Below are 18,566 nucleotides of genomic sequence, written 5' to 3'. Positions count from 1 at the left end.
AGCTTGCGCAGTGTCTGCGCGACTTCTTCCCCTCTAGCAGGACGTGCCGTGCCAGACCAGAATGCCCAGATCACTTGGCGCGCGGGCCAAGTGCCCGTCTCGACCCAGTTCGATGATCCGTACTTCAGCTTAGAGGATGGCGCGGCAGAGACGGCCTATGTCTTTCTGGCGGGCAACGACCTGCCCGAGCGCTTCCGCCCCGGCTTTCACATCGCCGAGCTTGGCTTTGGCACCGGGCTGAACCTGCTGCTGGCATGGGACGCTTGGATGCGGGCGGGCCATGACGGGCCGCTGCATTTTACCAGTTTCGAAGCCTACCCGATGCGGCCTGAGGATATGGCGCGGGCCCATGCGGCTTTTCCCGCGCTCGACGGGCGGCGCGATGCGCTGACAGCGGCGTGGGATGGCGCGGGTGGCGTGTTGGAACTGCCCGGCCTGCAGGCCGAGATCATTATCGGGGACGCGCGCGAAACCCTGCCCGCGTGGCAGGGGCAGGCCGATGCTTGGTTCCTTGATGGGTTTTCACCGGCCAAGAACCCCGAGCTTTGGGGCGATGATCTGATGGCCGAGGTGGCCCGCCATACCGCACCGGGCGGCAGTGCGGCGACCTATACCGCCGCGGGCTTCGTGCGCCGGGCGCTCGCCGCGGGCGGTTTTGAGGTTGCCCGCATCCCCGGCTATGGCCGCAAACGCCACATGACCTGCGCACGGATGCCCGCATGAGCCAGTCCAACAATATCCCGCTCGGCATCATGCTGATGATCGCCACGACGATGGTCTTCGCCGTCCAAGACGGGCTGTCGCGCCATCTGGCCGAGAACTACAACGTGCTAATGGTGGTGATGATCCGCTATTGGTTTTTCGCGGCCTTCGTGATCGCGCTGGCATTGCGCAAGGCGGGCGGCATCCGCCGCGCCGCCGCCACGACACAGCCCGCGGTGCAAATCCTGCGGGGGGTGCTGCTCTCGGCGCAGATTTGCACGATGGTGCTGGGCTTCACTATTCTGGGGTTGGTGGAGAGCCATGCGGTCTTTACCTGCTACCCGCTTTTGGTGGCGGCGCTCTCCGGACCGATCTTGGGGGAGAAAGTCGGCTGGCGGCGGTGGGCCGCGATTGGTGTGGGCTTTGTCGGGGTGTTGGTCATCTTGCAACCCGGGCTTCGGGTGGTGGACCCTGCCGCCGCGATCCCGCTGGCGGGGGCGGCGATGTTCGCGGTCTATGGCCTGCTGACTCGCTATGTCGCGCGGCGCGACACGACGGCGACGAGTTTCTTCTGGACGGGCGTGACCGGTGCGGCGGTCATGACGGCAGTCGGCATCTGGTTTTGGGAGCCGATGACGCCGGGCAACTGGCTGTTGATGGGCACGCTTTGCATCACCGGGGTCACGGGCCATTGGCTGCTGATCCGTTGCTACGAGGTGGCCGAGGCCAGCGCGGTGCAGCCCTTCGCCTATACGCAGTTGATCTTTACCGTGATCATCGGCCTGTCTGTCTTTAACGAAGTGCTGCGCCCCAGCGTGGTGCTGGGCGCGGGCATGATCGTGGCGGCGGGGTTGTTCACCCTATGGCGCGAACGCCTTCAACGTCGATCCGGTTAACTCTTCGCTAAAGGGGATCGGCAGCGGGTCTTTTCCCAGACGCGCGCGATAGACGGGCAGGCTTTCGGTCACCCGCATGACGTAGTTCTGCGTCTCACGAAAGGGGATCATCTCGATCCAATCGACGATGTCGATCTCGCCCTTGCGCGGGTCGCCATAGGTCGCCATCCAGCGCCGCGGGCGGCTGGGGCCTGCGTTATAGGCCGCCGACATCATGGAGACATTGCCGTCGAAAAGCCCCGCCATCTGCGACAGATAGGTCGCGCCGAGCCGCGCGTTGTAATCGGGGTCGGCGGTCAGCCTGTCCGTCGTGTGCTGGCCTGAGATGCCCAGATCGCGTGCCACGTCCCGCGCCGTGGCGGGCATGATCTGCATCAAACCGCGCGCGCCGACGCCGCTTTGCACGTTCGGGTCGAACTCGCTTTCACGCCGCGCGATGGCGAGGGTCATCTCGGTCGCCATCGACAGGTCTTTCTCGACCAAGCTGTGCAGCGCGTAATAGGGGGCGGGCACCTCCAGCCCCCGCTGCGCCGCGCGTTTGCCGATCATGACCGCGATATGCGGCTGGCCCACGTCGATCGCGGCTTGCCCCAGCAGGGCGATGTCTTCGGGGACGAGTTGTTCGGCCAAATGGGTCCAGAACCGCTCGGCGGTGGACAGCTCGCCCGAGGCTTGCAGCAGCAGTCCGGCCTCAAACAGGGGCGCACGGGCCAGTGGAGAGCTGCGCCAGTCTTGATCAGGTGCGGCGCCTGCGAGCTTTTCATCAAAGGGGAGGCCGCCCCGTTCGGCGGCCAGCAGCCCGTAGAAGGAGGTTTGGTACTTCGCCCCCATGGCATAGGCTTTCGCCGCGCCTTCCGCATCGCCCATCGCCTCTAACGCGCGGCCCTGCCAATAGCCCGCGCGGCCTTGGCTGATGGGGGATTCCACGGCGTTGTCGTGGTTCTGGAAATGGCCCAGAGCGGTGGTGGGATCGTCCAAGAATCGCAGCGCGATATAGCCGGAGAGCCATTCGAGATCGGCATAGTTCGAGCCATCGGTCAAAAAATGCTGCGACGCCAGTCGGTAGGCCCTTTGCGCATCACCATTGCGCATTTCATCCCGTGCCAAGGCGCGACGGCGGTTGGCCCATTTGGGGGGCTGACCGAGCGCCACAGCCGAGGTCGAGCGCGCCAGCATCAAATCCTTGGCATCTTCGCGCAGCCCCTTGCGGATACGCCATTCAAAGCGGTCATGCGCCAGCCCCGGCGCATCGGATTTGGAGGAGGGGAGCGCGTCGATCTTGGCGTTCACGTCGCTTTCCAGCTTTTGCAGGGCGATGCGGGTTTCCGCCAGCGCCCTGTCGGGGCTTGAGACCAGATCGAACATTTGCCGCGCTTCGGAATGTTCGCGCTGCCAGAGCATCTCTTCGAGCCGCGCCGCGTGATGGGGGGCCAGAAGGCTGCCATGCGCCTCGACAAATAGCGCCTGACTGGTGGCGTTCATCGGCATGGTCCGCCACGCCAGTACGAGGTTCGCCTCGGCCTCACCGCGCTGCCCGCTGTTGATCAGCGCCTCGGCATGAGCCAGCACGCCGCGTGGGGTCTGCGGGGCCATGGCCGAGAAGAAATCCAGTATCTCGCTCTCACCCTGTCTGATGACCGCCGCTTCGCTCTGCCTGCGCAGATAAGCCTCACCGGGCCAGTCGGGTCTGCGGTTCAGGAAATCGCGCGTGTCGGCATAGGTGCCGCGCCCGGCGCGCAGCCGGTGCCATTCGATCACATCGGCGGCGACCTGCCCGTCGCGGGCCGCCAGCGCCGCGGCGGCGTCCCAATTGCCGCTGCGCATCGCATCCATCGCCCAGCCCAAAGGCCGTGGCCGCTGCGCCTCCGCAGGCACGGTCAGGACAAAAACACTCATGAGGATCGCCATCAGGCGCGTCATCGCTTGCATTTCCTACGTCTCCGAGGCTAGAGCCTTGCAACATATGGCTCGGGCGCCGTTTATCAAACCGTAGCGCCCGCAAAAGCCCTCATCCAGTCCGGTTTTCCACCGGCCAGCACTTAAGGAGCGTGCACATGTTCAAAGGCTCTCTGCCTGCCCTCGTCACGCCGTTTCGCAACGGCGCGCTGGATCTGGATACGCTCAAGAAACTTATCGAATGGCACATCGGCGAAGGGTCGAGCGGGCTTGTCCCCGTCGGCACCACCGGCGAATCCCCGACGCTGAGCCATGCCGAGCATGAGACCGTCGTCGAAGAGGTGGTCAAAGCCGTCGCGGGCCGCATTCCGGTCATCGCGGGTGCCGGGTCGAACAACACGGTCGAAAGCATCCGCCTTGCCCGTCACGCCGAAAAGGTCGGCGCGGATGCGCTGCTGGTGGTGACGCCCTATTACAACAAGCCCACGCAGCGCGGGTTGGTGGCGCATTTCACCGCCGTGCATGACTGCTGTGAGTTGCCGATCATCATCTACAACATCCCCGGCCGTTCGGTGGTGGATATGATGCCCGAAACGATGGGCGAACTGGCCCAGTTGCCGCGCATCGTCGGCGTCAAGGACGCCACCGGCGATCTGGCGCGCGTCTGCGATCAGCGCATCACCTGCGGCCCGGATTTCTGCCAGCTCTCCGGCGAAGACGCCACGGCGCATGGGTTCAACGCCCAAGGCGGCGTCGGCTGTATCTCGGTCACCGCCAATGTCGCGCCGCGCCTTGTGGCGCAGATGCAGGCCGCCTGTCTTGAGGGCGATTATGCCAAGGCGCTGGAGTTGCAGGACCGTCTGATGCCGCTGCACAAGGCGATCTTTACCGAGCCGGGGCTCGTGGGCGTGAAATACGCCATGTCGCGTCTCGACCTCTGCTCGGACGAGGTGCGTCTGCCGCTCACGGAACTGACCGACCCGACCAAGGAACTGGTCGATGCGGCCCTGCGCCACGCGGGGCTGATGAACTAAGCCTAGTGTAAACAGGTTGGCCGATACGAAGAGGGGGTGGAGACACCCCCTCTTTTGCGTTCAGCGTTTGCCGTAATAGAAGCCGACCACATGTTCGGCTTGGGCAAAGAACAGCCAGCGCGCGGTCAGCACCCCTGCCGCATGGCTGAGCACCGCGAGACCGGCGGCAAGGTGGTGAAACACAGGCGAGAGCAACAGCAGCAGCGGCAGCAGCACCATCAGCGCAATCGCGATCACCCGCAGTTTCAGCGCATGTTTGCGCCCGATCTGATAGACGAATTCCCGTAGCAGATAGTTGCTGCCAGTATGGGGTGGCTCAAAGGCGCGGACACTGCCCTGCGGCCCCAACCGCGTCGCGCTCGCGATATCGCTGTTTGAGGCCGCAAGCGCCCGATCCCCGCGCCACCATGTGGCGATCTGCACCGCCCCGGCCAGCGCCAGCAGGATCATCGCCGCCGTCACCTGCCCCGCCAGCAGGGCACCGCCCGCGATGCTGAGCGACAGGAAATTCAGCGGCGTCATCACGCTGTGCCAGCGCGGCACGGTTTTCATCTGGGTATAGATCATCGCCGTGGTCAGCACCGTCAGCAGCGACAGCGCCGCACCGATCACCCCCAAGGGCCAAAGCCGCGTGTCGTAAAACACCAACCCCGCGCCATAGGCGGCCATGACCAGCAGCGCCGCAACCGAGGCCCAAGCCTCGCGGCTGAGCCAAGAGCTGCGCCATTGGGTGAAGGCTTTGAGCGCACGCTCCGGGTGGCCGAGGTGGAAGGTCGAGGCGATGAGCCCGCCCACGGCCAAGAGATAGGCCAGCGCGAAGAAGACGAAAGCGACCCAGCCGGTCACGGCAGGCATGCCGATGCCGAGCCATGCCAATAGACCGAACCCCATGCCCGACAGGCTGCTGAACAGAATAACGGAAGGCGCCGGATGCATCAGAGCTTCTCCAAAGTGCGGTCGAGCCAGCCGAGGAAGCCCTTCGGCCCCTCGTCCACCGGGGCGAGGAAGGGGGCGAGCACGTCGATCTCGCCCTCGGGAGGGCCAAGCGTGTCACGCGGGCGCGGCGGCAGGTATTTGTTGACCGGTTTGGTGCCCTGTTCGGGCATCAGGTCCACGCCACCACGCTCTGCCACCAACTGGCTGACCGCGCTGTCCGGATCGCCCAGATCGCCGAAATGCCGCGCGCCCGCGGGGCAGGTGCGCACGCAGGCGGGCTGGCGGTCTTCCTCGGGCAGGTTCTCGTTGTAGATCCGGTCGACGCAGAGGGTGCATTTCTTCATCACGCCGGCTGCCTGATCCATCTCGCGCGCGCCGTAGGGGCAGGCCCAAGCGCAGAGGCCGCAGCCGATGCAATCGCTTTCGTTGACCAGCACGATGCCGTCCTCGACCCGCTTGTAGCTGGCCCCCGTCGGACAGACGGTGACGCAGGGCGCGTCCTCGCAATGCAGGCAGGATTTCGGGAAGTGGACCAGTTGAGCGGCACCGGCCTCGGGCTGGACCTCGTAGCTGTGCACCCGGTTGAGGAAGGTGCCCGAGGGGGCGCTGCCGTAGGCGTCTTGGTCCGACAGCGGCGCGCCGTAGTTTTCGGTGTTCCAGCCTTTGCAGGAGATCACGCAGGCATGACAGCCGACGCAGGTATCAAGGTCGATCACGAGGCCGAGTTTGCGGTCGGTCTGTTGCGGGAGCATGGTCATGTCTGGCGGTCCTGAAGGGTCGTTCTCGCGGCGCGGGGGGCGAAGGGGGTCATTTGCCCACCTTCCACGCGATGTCGCGCGGCGCGGGCGGGACAGGCGAGCGTTGCGGCGGGATCTCCGGTTGTGCCTCGGCAGGGGCCGCGGTCTTTTCAATATGGACCTTGAGGTCAAACCACGCGGCCTGTCCGGTGATCGGGTCGGAGTTGGACCAGCGCAGGCCGTCGCCTTTGGGCGGGAGAAGCTCGTGGATCAGGTGGTTGAGCAGGAAGCCCTTCGTCGCCTCTGGCGCGTCGCGGTCCAGCGCCCATGCGCCTTTGCGCTTGCCGATGGCGTTCCATGTCCAGACGGTATGGGGGTTCAGCGCGGCCATCTCCATCACTGGCACGGTGATCCCGCCATGGGGCGAGGTCACGCGCGCCCAATCGCCGTCCTTCAAACCCTTTGCCCGCATGATCGCGGTGGGCAGGTAGAGCGGGTTGCGCCCATGCAGCTGCCGCAGCCATGCGTTCTGGCTGCCCCAGGAGTGGTACATCGCCATGGGGCGTTGGGTGAGGGCGTGGACATCGTAGCCCTGCGTGCCCTCGGGGTCGCTCTCGTACCAATGCGGCAGCGGTGTCATGAACTGCTTGATGCGCTCGCGCAGATGGTCGGGGGGCTGGCGGTCGCCGTGGCCCTCGGCGGCCAGTTGGAAGCGGCGCAGCGGCTCCACGTAGAGCGAGAAGAGATAGGGTTGCGGTGCGTCGTAAATCCCCATGCCCACGGCCCAGTCCTGATAGGCGGCGTTCCACGGTTTGTAGTACTGCGCCTCGGCGGGAATGTGGTGGGCCGAGAAGCCGCCGTTCTTGATGTAGCGGGCGATCTGGTCGGGGTTCGGGGCGCCGCGGCCGCTTTGGGTGCCGTCCTCTCCGCGGAACCCGGCCAGCGGGCCGATGCCGGGGCGGCGTTCGTGGTTGGTGATGTAATCGGCGTAGTCGCGGTATTTCTGACTGCCGTCGTCATTCACGAAGCCGGGCAGCTCCAGCCGCGCGCCGAGATCGCAGAGCACCGATTGGAAGCCGCGCACGTCGCGGTTGGGTTCCACCACAGGCCAGCGGATCGCGTCGGCGGCGGCGTCGGCCTCGCTGATCGGCCGGTCGAGGAGCGAGATGCAATCGTGACGCTCCAGATAGGTCGTGTCGGGCAGGATCAGATCGGCATAGACCACCATTTCGGACGAATAGGCGTCGGAATAGATGATACGCGGGATCACGTAGTCGCCATTCTCATCCGTATCGGTCAGCATCTCCATCACCCCGCCGGGGTTCATGGATGAGTTCCACGACATATTCGCCATATAAAGAAACAGCGTGTCGATCTTGTAGGGATCGCCCGCATGGGCGTTTGAGATCACCATATGCATCAGCCCATGGGCCGACATCGGGTTTTCCCAAGTAAAGGCTTTGTCGATCCGCGCGGGGCTGCCATCAGGGCACAGCGCCAGATCGTCGGGGCCTTGCACGAAACCCAGATGCGGCCCGTCGAGCGGCCCGCCCGGCGTGGCCTTGCAATGGGGTTTGGGATGCGCCGTGGCGGGCTTGGGGTAGGGCGGTTTGAACCGGAAGCCGCCGGGCACTTCCACGGTGCCGAGGATGATCTGCAGCACATGCAGCGCACGGCAGGTCTGGAAGCCGTTGGCATGGGCCGAGATGCCGCGCATGGCGTGGAAGGACACCGGGCGGCCGGTCATCTTCTCGTGACGTTCGCCGCGGAAATCGGTCCAGGGCTGGTCGATCTCGAAGGCCTCGTCGAAAGCCACCCGCGCCAGTTCGGCGGCGATGGCGCGGATGCGCGGCGCCGGGATGCCGCAGCGCTCGGCCACGGCCTCGGGGGTGTAGTCCTCGCCAAGGTATTCTTCGGCCATCTTGTGGAACACCGGGCGGTGTGTGATCCCGCCCGCGCGGTAGGTCGCGGAGAGGTCGGGGCGGACGCCGGGTTGGTCGAAGGGGGTGAGCTTGCGGGTCTTGCGGTCGATCACCAGCGCCTTGCCGTCCGCGTCGCGCAGTTGCAGGCCGAATTCGGGCGACTTCGGGTCGCCGTTCAGCAGCACCGGCGCGTCGGTATAGCGCGCGAGGTAGTCCAGATCGATGCGCCCGGCCTTCATCAGGCAGTGGATCAGCGACAGGATGAACAGCCCGTCGGTCCCGGGCGTGATGCCGACCCAATCGTCGGCGATGGCGTTGTAGCCGGTGCGGATGGGGTTCACCCCGATCACCCGCGCGCCGCGTTTCTTCAGCTTGCCCAGTCCCATCTTGATCGGGTTGCTGTCGTGATCCTCGGCCACGCCGAAAAGCATGAAGAGCTTGGTGTGGTCCCAATCAGGCTGGCCGAACTCCCAGAAGGCGCCGCCCATGGTGTAGATCCCTGCCGTGGCCATGTTGACCGAGCAAAAGCCGCCATGTGCCGCGTAGTTCGGGGTGCCGAAAGCCTGCGCCCAGAGGGAGGTGAAGCTTTGCGACTGGTCACGCCCGGTGAAAAAGGCGAGCTTTTCCGGCGCCTCATTGCGTAGCGGCTCCAGCCAGCCGGTGGCGATCTCAAGCGCCTCAGCCCAGCTGATGTCCTCGAATTCGCCCGAGCCGCGGGGGCCCACGCGTTTCATCGGGTTGCGTAGGCGCGCGGGGGAATTGTGCTGCATGATCCCCGCCGAGCCCTTGGCGCAGAGCACGCCGCGATTCACGGGGTGGTCGCGGTTGCCCTCGATATAGGCGACCTTGCCCTTCTTCATATGCACGTTGATGCCGCAGCGGCAGGCGCACATGTAGCAGGTCGTGCGGCGGACCTCGTCCGAGACCTTGGGCGACAGATCGAGCGGCGGCTGGGAATGCGTCATGAGGGGGCGGGGGCTTTCAGCAGGGCAAGCGCTTGGCGCGCGATATGTTTCTCTTCGGCGGCGGGGATGACCCATGAGGGAATATTTCCCGCCCAGCGGAGGTTTGCAAGAACCTTTTCCCTTACTGCGGAATCGTTCTCGCCAATCCCGCCGGTGAAGGCGATGCCGTCGATCCCGCCCATGGCGGCGATCATCGACCCGGCCTGACGTGTGATCCAATAGCAAAAGTGGTCGCGGGCAAAGCTGTCGCTTTCGCTGCCGCTTTCCGCCAATTGCCGCATGTCGGCGGTCTGGCCCGACAGGCCGAGCAACCCGCTCTCGTGGTGCAGCAATCTCTGCGCGGCTTCCAGTCCGAGATCGCCCACCAGATGCAGCACCGCGCCCGCGTCGATCTCTCCCGCGCGGGTGCCCATGGTCAGCCCGCCCAAGGGTGAGAAGCCCATGGTGGTGGCGACCGAGCGGCCCTTGCGGATCGCGCAGAGCGATGCGCCATTGCCCAGATGCAGCGCCAGCAGGCGGTCGGGCAGGGGGGCGCCGGTTTGGGCGGTGAAATTCCGCACGAGGCTTTCGTAGCTGATGCCGTGGAAACCGTAGCGGCGCAGGGCGGCGGTCTCGGGCTTCTCGGGCAGCGCGTAGCGGCGCGCCACGTCCGGGTTGGTGCGGTGAAAGCCGGTGTCGAAAGCGGCGAATTGCGGCAACTCCGGCATCAGCGCTGCAAGGGCGTCGATTGCGTTAAGGTGATGCGGATTGTGCAGCGGGGCCAGCGGTTGCGCCGCGGCGATGGCGGCGCGCACGGCGGGGGTGACTTCCGTTGTCTCGGCCAAATCCGGGCCGCCGTGCACCACGCGATGCGCGGCGGCGCTGAGGTCAGCGGTTGCGATCCCCGCGTCACGCAGCCCTGCCAGAATGGCGGTGAAGGCGGTGCGGTGATCGGGCAGGGCAAGCGGCCGCGCCGGAGCTTTTCCTACCCGCAGGGCGCCGGACTGGCCGATGCCCTGCGCTTCGATCCGCAGGGTTTCAGACAGCCCGCCGTCGAAGACCGCCACCTTGATCGATGACGAGCCTGCATTGACGACGAGCACCAGCGCCATGGCTCAGACCCGTTGCGGGCGCATGTCATCCCGGCTGATCCCGGCGACGGAGACGGGTTTTTTCATCGCGTCGCGGCGGAAGGGCTCGCCCAGTTCCTGGTTCAGCAGCACTTCGATAAAGGTGGTCTTGCCCTCCTCCATCTGTGCCTTGATCGCGCGGTCGAGCGCCTCGGTCAGTTCTTCCATTGACGAGACTTGGACCCCTTCGACGCCACAAGCCTTGGCGATCCCGGCATAGCTCACGTCCTGCGCCAGTTCGGTGCCGACGAAGTTGTCGTCGAACCAAAGCGTCGTGTTCCGCTTCTCCGCGCCCCATTGGTAGTTGCGGAAGATTACCATGGTCACGGCGGGCCAGTCGTCGCGGTTCACGCTCACCATCTCATTCATGGAAATGCCAAAGGCCCCGTCGCCGGCAAAGCCCACCACGGGCGTGTCCGGGCAGGCGATCTTGGCGCCGCAGATCGCCGGGAAACCGTAACCGCAGGGGCCGAAAAGCCCGGGGGCGAGGTATTTGCGCCCCGCCTCAAAGGTCGGGTAGGCGTTGCCGATGGCGCAGTTGTTGCCGATGTCGGAGCTGATGATCGCCTCAGTGGGCAGGGCCTTCTGGATCGCGCGCCACGCCATGCGGGGCGAAATCTTTTCCGGCTCGCGGCTGCGCGCGCGTTCGTTCCAAGTCGTGCCGGGATCGTCGTCTTCGTGGTCCATCGAAGTCAGCTCCTGCGCCCATGCCGACTTGGTCTGGGCAATCAGGTTGCGGCGTTCCTCGCGGCCTGCGTCACCGGCGCTCTCGCTCAGCCGGTCGAGAAGGCTGCGCGCCACCTTGCCCGCATCGCCCAGGATGCCGACGCTCACCGGTTTGGTCAGGCCGATGCGGTCGGGGTTGATGTCGACCTGAATGATCTTGGCCTCCCGGGGCCAATAGTCGATGCCGTAGCCCGGCAGGGTCGAGAAGGGGTTCAGACGCGTGCCGAGCGCCAGCACCACATCGGCCTTGGCAATCAGCTCCATCGCCGCCTTGGACCCGTTGTAGCCCAGTGGCCCGACCGAGAGCGGATGCGAGCCGGGGAAGGCGTCGTTGTGTTGGTAGCCGCAGCAGACCGGCGCATCCAGCCGCTCGGCCAACTGCCGCGCGTCGTCGATGGCCCCGCCGATCACCACGCCCGCGCCGTTGAGGATCACCGGGAATTTCGCCTCCGAGAGCAGTTCCGCCGCCTCGGCGATGGCGGTCTCCCCGCCCGAGGGGCGTTCGAATTCAACGATGGCGGGCAACTCGATGTCGATCACCTGCGTCCAGAAATCGCGGGGGATGTTGATCTGCGCAGGGGCGGAGTGGCGCTTGGCTTGCAGGATCACGCGGTTCAGCGTCTCGGCGATGCGGCTGGGGTCGCGGACCTCCTCCTGATAGGCGACCATGTCGCGGAAGAGCGCCATCTGCTCGACCTCCTGAAAGCCGCCCTGACCGATGGTCTTGTTCGCCGCCTGCGGGGTCACCAGCAAAAGCGGCGTGTGGTTCCAGTAGGCGGTTTTCACCGGGGTCACGAAGTTGGTGATGCCCGGCCCGTTCTGGGCCACCATCATCGACATCCGCCCCGAGGCGCGGGTGTAGCCATCGGCCATCATGCCCGAATTGCACTCATGCGCGCCGTCATAAAAGGTGATCCCGGCGGCGGGGAAAAGGTCGGAAATCGGCATCATGGCCGAGCCGATAATGCCAAAGGCCGTGTCGATCCCATGCATCTGAAGGGTTTTGACGAAGGCTTCTTCGGTGGTCATTTTCATCGCGCGATCCTTTGGGCATGGGGCAAAGCTATCGGCAAATTACGAGCAGGTGCAGGCCGGGGTTAGGGCCAGAATTGCGCCAGCCCTAGGGCCAGATCAGCGCAGGTGGTCAATCTCTTGCGCGATCAGCCCGACGCCCTCTTCGATCCGCGCGGCGGGGATCGAAGAATAGGCCAGTCGGTAGTAATTCGTGGCCCTTTCAGCCCCGGCGAAAAAGGCATGGCCCGGCTCCAGCAGCACATCCTGCGCGCGCAGGTTTTCGGCCAGTTCCGCCGTGTCCACGCCTTCTGGTGCGCGCATCCAGAAGGACGAGCCGCCATAGGCCCCCCGGCCCGACACGCGCAGGCCATGGGTCTCTAGCGCCGCGTCCATGACCCGGCGGCGTTCGTGCAGCGCTAGCCCCATGCGGCGGATCTGGGCGTCGTAATGGCCAAGCGACAGGAAATAGGCGGCGGTGCGCTGGATATGCCCCGGCGGGTGCCGCAGGACCGAGGCGCGCAGCGCGCGGGCCTCCCGGATGAAGGGTTCGGACCCCACCAGATACCCCAGTCGCAGCCCCGGAAAGAGCGATTTGGAGAAACTGCCGACATAGATCACCCGCCCCTCGTCATCGAGCGATTTGAGCGCGGGCGAGGCGGGTTTGAGAAAGGACATCTCGAACTCATAGTCATCCTCGACGATCAGCGCCTCCAGCGCGCGGGCGCGGGACAGCAGTGCGCGGCGGCGGTCCATCGGCATGGTCGCATTGGTCGGGCATTGGTGGCTGGGGGTTGCGAAAATCACATCCGTATCGGGGGGGATCGCCTCGGGCGGGAGGCCGTCTTGATCCACCCGTACGGGCGTAATGTGGCAACGGGACTGGCTGAGAATACCGCTCAGCGCCGGATAGCACGGGTCTTCGAGCACGGCGCGGCGGCGTTGGGTCAGCAGCACCTGCGCGGTAAGCCAGAGCGCGTTCTGCGCGCCGAGGGTGATGAGGATCTGCTCGGGCCGGGCCGAGACGCCGCGCCGGGGCAGGATGTGGCGGGCGATGAACTCGATCAGCTGCGGGTCGTCCTGATCGTAGTAATCGGTCGTCATCGAGGTAAAGTCGCGCTGGCCGAGGGCTTGCAAGGCGCAAAGCCGCCAGTTGGCGTGATCAAAGAGCGTTGGGTCGGCTTGGCCATAGATGAACGGGTAGCGGTAGCTGGCCCAATCCTGCGGTTTGGCGGCCAACCCATTGGCGCTGAACCGCTGCCCGATGGCGCGGGTCCAGTCGATGGCGTCATCCGCCTCGGCCCGGGGGGCGAAGGCGGGCGGGGCGGGCGCGTTGTCCGAGACGAAATACCCCGACCGCCCGCGCGAGGTGAGGTAGTCATTCGCCAAAAGCTCGGTATAGGCGATGGTCACGGTGATCCGGCTGACGTCGAGATGCGCGGCGAGCCTGCGGGTCGAGGGCAGCTTCTCCCCCCGCTGGAACCGGCCCGAGAGGATGCCTTGGGCGATCATCTGCTGGATCTGCTGTTGCAGGGTGCCTTGCGCATCGGGGCGCAGGAAAAAGGTTTCGACGGGCAGGGCCATGGGGCGAAGGTTAGGCTGGCCTTAGGGGGAGTTCAATCTGGCATTACGGCTGGCCGAATTTATCCTCGGGGCCGCGCCCGCACTTCCGTTCGCCCGGCCCCTCGCCTAGAACGATCGCATGAGCATTTCCGCCCCCCTTTTGATCGCCGTGGACGGCGGTGGCACCGGTTGCCGTGCGGCCATCGGCACGCAGCGCGACGGTATCCTTGGCCGGGCCTGTGGCGGGCGGGCCAATATCGGCAATGACCCGGACCAGACCCTCATCAATATCCGCGCCACGGTCGAATCGGCGGCGGCCTCGGCGGGGCTGCCGGCCGCGGCGCTTGCCGGTGCCACTGCCTTTCTCGGCCTCGCCGGTATGAACGTCGTCCGCGACGCAGCGCGGCTGCGCGCGGCGCTGCCCTATGGCCGGATCATCGCGGAGGATGACCGCCCCGCCTGCGTGGTCGGCGCGCTTGGCGAAGGTGCGGCGGGCTGGGTCTTGGCCATTGGCACCGGCACGATCGTGGCCGCCACGGATGGCGCGGCGTTTCGCTATGTCGGCAGCTGGGGGTTCCATCTGGCGGATCAGGGATCGGGCGCTTGGCTGGGCCGCGGCGCGCTGGATCTGGCGCTGCAATGTCATGATGGGGTGTTGCCCCACAGCGACCTGACCCGCGCTTTGTTGGCGGATTTCGGAGATGATCCTGAGGCTTTCGTGGCCTTCAGCCTGACGGCGCAGCCGGGGGATTACGCGGCATTCGCGCCCAAGGTCATCGCGGCGGCTGAGGCCGGGGACCATCACGCGCAGGCGTTGATGCGGGAGGGCGCGGCCTATTACACCCGCGCGTTGAAGGCGCTGGATTTCGCGCCCGGCGATCCGCTCTGTCTGCTTGGCGGGGTCGGCCCGCATTATGCGCCTTTCCTGCCGGAAGACCATTTGGCAGGACGGATCTCGGCGCGGGGCACGGCGCTGGATGGGGCGTTTCATCTGGCCTGCAAGGCCGCAGCGGGGGAGGTTCTGTGATGAGCGAGATCGCAAAGGTTTTCACCGGGGCGCAGATCCACGACAGCACGCGGTTGCACCGCGGCATGGTGCTGGCGCAGATGCAGGACGGCAGCCGCCGCATCCTCACCGCCGAAGAGGTGCCGCAGGGCGTCGTGGCGGAGCCTATGGCGGGCGGCGTGCTTTGCCCCGGCTTCGTCGATCTTCAGGTCAACGGCGGCGGCGGGGTGATGTTCAATGACAGCCCCGATGTGGCGACCCTGCGGCGCATGGCCGACGCGCATCGCAGCACCGGTGTCGCGGCGCTCTTGCCCACATTGATCACCGACACGCCCGACAAGACCGAAGCCGCCATCGAGGCCGCTGTCGACGCTATCGCAGAAGGGGTGCCGGGCATTCTCGGGCTGCATCTGGAGGGACCGCATCTGGCGCTTTCGCGCAAGGGCGCGCATGACGGGGCGCTGATCCGCCCGATGCGTGAGGCCGACCTCGCCCTGATCCTACGTGCCGCCGGGCGTCTGCCGAATCTCATGGTCACCGTCGCGCCAGAGAACACCAGCACCGCGCAGATCTCCGCGATGGCCGAGGCGGGGGTCGTGGTCTCGCTCGGCCATAGCGATGCGGATTACGAGACCTGTATGGCGGCCTTCGACGCGGGCGCGTCCTGCGTCACCCATTTGTTCAACGCGATGAGCCAGATGGGCAACCGCGCGCCAGGGCTGGTCGGGGCGGCATTGGCGCGGGATGGGGTTCATGCCGGGCTGATCGCCGATGGCATCCATGTGCATCCCGCCTCCATGCGCAACGCGCTGGCGGCCAAGCCCGAGGGTATCTTCCTCGTGAGCGATGCCATGGCGACGGCTGGGTCGGATATCACGGGCTTCACCCTCAATGGGCGGGAGGTTTACCGCGCCGAGGGGCGGTTGACCTTGGCGGATGGCACGCTGGCGGGGGCGGATCTGGAAATGGGCCGCGCGGTGCATACGCTGACCCATGCGGTGGGGGAGCCGCTGGAGGTGGCCCTCGCGCGGGCGATCTCGGGGCCGGTTGCGCTGTTGCGCGATGACATGGGGCTGGGCCGGATCGAAAGCGCGGACCACGCCTTGGTGCTTTTTGATCCCGAAACCGGCGCGGCGCGGGTGGTGGACTAGCCCGTCACGAGCCGCCAGAAAAACACCGCGCTCATGCCGAACCCGATGGCGGCGATCAGCCAGCGCACGGTCTCTTTCGGCAAGGCCCGCGCCAAGGGCGCCCCGGCATAGCCGCCCGCCGTGGCCGCCAGCATCATCAGCAGCGCCTGCGGCCATGCAACCAGATCGGCCAAGGCAAAGACCGCCACAGAGATTGAGGAGAGCACGAAGCTCAGCCCGGTCTTGAGGCCGTTCATCCCGTGCAGATCGGTCATTCCCCAAAGCGCGAAAAGGGCCAGCAGAACGATGCCCAAGCCCCCGTTGAAATAGCCGCCATAGACACTGACCGCAAAGAGGCCGAGCGCGCCTTGGGGTGTCACGGCGCGGGCATGGGCGGCGGCGAAGGCGCGGATGCGGTCGCCCAGCAGAAACACCAGCGTCGCCGCAAGCAATAGGAAAGGCACGACAACGGAAAAGGCCGCGTTGGAAGAGATCAGAAGCAAGCCCGAGCCGACCACACCGCCCGCCAGCGTGATAAGGCACAGCCGCAGCAAGGCGCGGCGGTCGAAGTGGCCAAGCTCGTTGCGAAAGCCAAGAGCGCCTGCAAGGTAGCCCGGAAACACCGCCACGGCGCTGGTCGCATTGGCGGCCACCGGGGGCATGCCGGTAAAGACCAGCGCGGGAAAGGTCAGAAAGGTGCCGCCCCCGGCGATGGTGTTCAACACCCCCGCGCCGAAGGCCGCGATCAGCAAGATCGCGATATCGCTTAAAGTCGTCATGGTTCCTCCCCGCGCCCTTGGGGCGCTTGATCCCTGTTAGGATCAAATCATGCCGGTGCCAAGGTGAGGGGAGAGGCGGAAACGAAAAAGGGCTCCGACCGATGGTCGAAGCCCCGATAACGCGAAATCGCGCGATGTCAGCCGTTTATGGGCAAGCCGCGACGTAGCGCTGGCCGTTGGCGTTCTGGTACACGCATTTGCCGGACTGTGTCTGGCCGATGTAGTTGCCAGCTGCCGCACCTGCGAGACCGCCGATGATTGCGCCTTGAACCTTGTCGTCACCGCCTGAAACGGCAGCACCGGTGGCAGCTCCGAGAGCCGCGCCAGTCAGAGCACCTTGGTTGGAAGTGGTGCCGTCACAAGCGGCGAGACCGGCGATCATCGGAATTGCGATAAGAAACTTCTTCATGTCTTTCTCCCAGTTTACTCATTTGCCAACGCGGGGGGATTGGAAGAGGTTCCCACGAAGGCGCTACATTTTCAGAAAAATCCCGCGGGTTTCGACCTGCGGCGATCTTTCGGTGCGATGTCATGTTCGGGCAAGACAGGGGTTTAGATAGACGAAGGCGGCACCGGGTCAACCGATGCCGCCTGTCGCATGCCGCAAGACGCGGTTTTACGCCGAAGTGAAGACCCGGCCCAAGGCGCCATCGACCGCCGTGATGATCTCATCAATATCATCGCGGGTGGCGATCAGCGCGGGCGAGAAACACAGCGTGTTGTTCTTGCCGGGCAGGGAGCGGTTGGTGGCGCCGATGATCACGCCTTGGGCCATGCAATCGCCCACCACGGCCTGAATGCGCTTTTCCTCAACGGGGTCGCGGCTGTCGCGGTCAGTGACCAGTTCGGCGCCCAAGAACAGCCCCTTGCCGCGCACGTCGCCGATCACAGCGTGTTTGTCGGCCAGCGCGTGCAGCTGCTCCACCATGTAGTTGCCCATGTTGGTGGTGTTTTCCAACAGGTTCTCACGCTCGATGATGTTCATGTTTTCGATGCCCGCCGTCGGCCCTGCGGTGCAGCCGCCGAAGGTCGAGATGTCGCGGAAGTAGTTCAGCGGATCGCTGGCATCGTCCTTGAACATGTCGAAGACGGCGTCGGTCGTGACCAGACAGGCGATGGCGGCATAGCCCGAGGCGACACCCTTGGCCATGGTCACCATGTCGGGCTGGATGCCGTAGTGCTGATAGCCGAACCATGTGCCGGTGCGGCCCACGCCGCAGACGACCTCATCGATGTGCAGCAGGATGTCGTATTTGCGGCAAATCTCCTGCACGCGCTCCCAATAGCCCTCGGGCGGGCAGATCACGCCGCCGCCTGCTGTGACCGGTTCGAGACAGAGCGCGCCCACGGTTTCGGGGCCTTCGGCGAGGATCACCTTTTCGATCTGATCGGCGGCCCAGACACCGTAGTTTTCCTGTGGCGCGCCGTCCTGTTCGAAGCTGCGGTATTCAAGGCAATGCGGTACCCGCACGAACCCCGGTGCGAAGGGGCCGTATTGCGCGTTGCGCTCGTCCTGACCGCCTGCCGAGAGACAGCCAAGCGTGGTGCCATGGTAGTCGCGGTCGCGGTAGAGGATCTTGTGCTTCTTGCCGCCGTAGCGCTTGTGTGCGATCTGGCGGACCATTTTGAAGGCTTTCTCATTCGCCTCGGAGCCGGAGTTGCAATAGTAGACGCGGTCGAGCCCGGGCATCTTGTCGAGCAGCTTCTCGGCGAAATGGGAGCCGGGGATCGAGCCTGCGGAACCGGCGAAATAGTTTAGCTTGATCAATTGGTCGCGCACCGCATTGGCGATGCTTTCGCGGCCATAGCCGACGTTGACCGTCCAGACCCCGCCCGAGACGGCGTCGAGGTGTTCCTTGCCCTTCTGGTCCCAGACCCGGAGTCCTTTGCCTTCGACGATGATGCGCGGGTCGGTGGTTTCATAGGGTTTGTGCTGGCTCAGGTGGTGCCAGATATGCGCGCGGTCGGCTGCGACAACGCGGGAGATGTCGTTCTCGTTGAAATTGCCGTCCATGGGGCAAACCTTTCTTTACGGGTGGGCGAGCCCACGAATGAAGCCCGCGCAAAGGCGGGATAAACTGTTCCAAGAACACCGCGAATAGGCAAGATCCAGTAGTGCCAGTTTATCCCCTTCGGTGAGGCCAGAGGGGGCGA

The 18,566-nt window shown here is 65.4% G+C and carries 15 protein-coding genes; 5 read left to right on the top strand and 10 right to left on the bottom strand.

The features are described from left to right. The first annotated feature begins 48 nt into the window (after positions 1 to 48). Together mnmD and ACGYLI_RS07540 are read left to right on the top strand one after the other, a co-directional pair. Positions 49 to 723, top strand: a complete 675-nt coding sequence (gene mnmD, locus ACGYLI_RS07545; protein WP_394418510.1) for a tRNA (5-methylaminomethyl-2-thiouridine)(34)-methyltransferase MnmD — start codon at positions 49 to 51, stop codon at positions 721 to 723. Then, positions 720 to 1,598, top strand: a complete 879-nt coding sequence (locus ACGYLI_RS07540) for a DMT family transporter (protein ID WP_271688438.1) — start codon at positions 720 to 722, stop codon at positions 1,596 to 1,598. Before mnmD ends, ACGYLI_RS07540 begins: the two co-directional genes overlap by 4 nt. Here the strand turns inward: ACGYLI_RS07540 and ACGYLI_RS07535 are convergent. Beyond that, positions 1,563 to 3,527 carry a transglycosylase SLT domain-containing protein gene (locus ACGYLI_RS07535; RefSeq protein ID WP_394418508.1) on the bottom strand — a complete coding sequence of 655 codons (1,965 nt, stop codon included), beginning with the start codon at positions 3,525 to 3,527 and terminating at the stop codon, positions 1,563 to 1,565. The genes ACGYLI_RS07540 and ACGYLI_RS07535 overlap by 36 nt on opposite strands. 125 nt (positions 3,528 to 3,652) lie before the next feature. Here ACGYLI_RS07535 and dapA point away from each other — a divergent pair, with 125 nt between their 5' ends. After that, the gene (dapA, locus tag ACGYLI_RS07530) at positions 3,653 to 4,528 is read left to right on the top strand and encodes a 4-hydroxy-tetrahydrodipicolinate synthase (protein ID WP_067265665.1); all 876 of its coding nucleotides are present in this window, start codon (positions 3,653 to 3,655) and stop codon (positions 4,526 to 4,528) included. 60 nt (positions 4,529 to 4,588) lie between these two features. On the opposite strand, the gene ACGYLI_RS07525 is transcribed toward dapA, so the two are convergent. The 6 genes from ACGYLI_RS07525 to ACGYLI_RS07500 form a co-directional block, all read right to left on the bottom strand. Then, a complete protein-coding gene (locus ACGYLI_RS07525) occupies positions 4,589 to 5,464 on the bottom strand; it encodes a dimethyl sulfoxide reductase anchor subunit family protein (RefSeq protein WP_394418507.1) in 876 nt (291 codons plus the stop codon). Beyond that, positions 5,464 to 6,222 carry a 4Fe-4S dicluster domain-containing protein gene (locus tag ACGYLI_RS07520; RefSeq protein ID WP_394418505.1) on the bottom strand — a complete coding sequence of 253 codons (759 nt, stop codon included), beginning with the start codon at positions 6,220 to 6,222 and terminating at the stop codon, positions 5,464 to 5,466. The genes ACGYLI_RS07525 and ACGYLI_RS07520 overlap by 1 nt, the downstream gene beginning before the upstream one ends. Before the next feature lie 49 nt (positions 6,223 to 6,271). Beyond that, entirely contained in the window at positions 6,272 to 9,088 is a 2,817-nt protein-coding gene (locus tag ACGYLI_RS07515) for a molybdopterin oxidoreductase family protein (protein WP_394418504.1), read from the bottom strand. Continuing rightward, entirely contained in the window at positions 9,085 to 10,179 is a 1,095-nt protein-coding gene (locus ACGYLI_RS07510) for an acetate/propionate family kinase (RefSeq protein ID WP_394418503.1), read from the bottom strand. Before ACGYLI_RS07510 ends, ACGYLI_RS07515 begins: the two co-directional genes overlap by 4 nt. A 3-nt stretch (positions 10,180 to 10,182) precedes the next feature. Further along, positions 10,183 to 11,958 (bottom strand): sulfoacetaldehyde acetyltransferase, encoded by a 1,776-nt coding sequence (gene xsc, locus ACGYLI_RS07505; RefSeq protein ID WP_394418501.1) that lies wholly within the window; start codon positions 11,956 to 11,958, stop codon positions 10,183 to 10,185. Between the two features lie 96 nt (positions 11,959 to 12,054). Next, entirely contained in the window at positions 12,055 to 13,518 is a 1,464-nt protein-coding gene (locus ACGYLI_RS07500; RefSeq protein WP_394418500.1) for a PLP-dependent aminotransferase family protein, read from the bottom strand. A 118-nt stretch (positions 13,519 to 13,636) separates the two neighbouring features. Here ACGYLI_RS07500 and ACGYLI_RS07495 point away from each other — a divergent pair, with 118 nt between their 5' ends. Further along, on the top strand, positions 13,637 to 14,524 hold the full coding sequence (locus ACGYLI_RS07495; RefSeq protein ID WP_394418499.1) for a BadF/BadG/BcrA/BcrD ATPase family protein: 888 nt from the start codon (positions 13,637 to 13,639) through the stop codon (positions 14,522 to 14,524). Further along, complete coding sequence (nagA, locus tag ACGYLI_RS07490; protein ID WP_394418497.1) at positions 14,524 to 15,654, top strand: N-acetylglucosamine-6-phosphate deacetylase; 1,131 nt, start codon at positions 14,524 to 14,526, stop codon at positions 15,652 to 15,654. The genes ACGYLI_RS07495 and nagA overlap by 1 nt, the downstream gene beginning before the upstream one ends. Here nagA and ACGYLI_RS07485 read toward each other — a convergent pair. The 3 genes from ACGYLI_RS07485 to ACGYLI_RS07475 form a co-directional block, all read right to left on the bottom strand. After that, positions 15,651 to 16,412 carry a sulfite exporter TauE/SafE family protein gene (locus ACGYLI_RS07485; RefSeq protein WP_394418495.1) on the bottom strand — a complete coding sequence of 254 codons (762 nt, stop codon included), beginning with the start codon at positions 16,410 to 16,412 and terminating at the stop codon, positions 15,651 to 15,653. The genes nagA and ACGYLI_RS07485 overlap by 4 nt on opposite strands. A gap of 145 nt (positions 16,413 to 16,557) precedes the next feature. After that, positions 16,558 to 16,821 (bottom strand): glycine zipper 2TM domain-containing protein, encoded by a 264-nt coding sequence (locus ACGYLI_RS07480; protein WP_209216644.1) that lies wholly within the window; start codon positions 16,819 to 16,821, stop codon positions 16,558 to 16,560. 207 nt (positions 16,822 to 17,028) lie between these two features. Further along, positions 17,029 to 18,426 carry an aspartate aminotransferase family protein gene (locus ACGYLI_RS07475; RefSeq protein WP_394418493.1) on the bottom strand — a complete coding sequence of 466 codons (1,398 nt, stop codon included), beginning with the start codon at positions 18,424 to 18,426 and terminating at the stop codon, positions 17,029 to 17,031. Between the last annotated feature and the right edge of the window lie 140 nt (positions 18,427 to 18,566).

Origin of the sequence: Sulfitobacter sp. 1A13421, assembly GCF_043557285.1 — a bacterium.
GTDB classification, from domain to species: domain Bacteria; phylum Pseudomonadota; class Alphaproteobacteria; order Rhodobacterales; family Rhodobacteraceae; genus Sulfitobacter; species Sulfitobacter faviae.
Note: the sequence above shows the minus strand (reverse complement) of the source record. Positions and strands in the feature narration are given on the sequence as shown.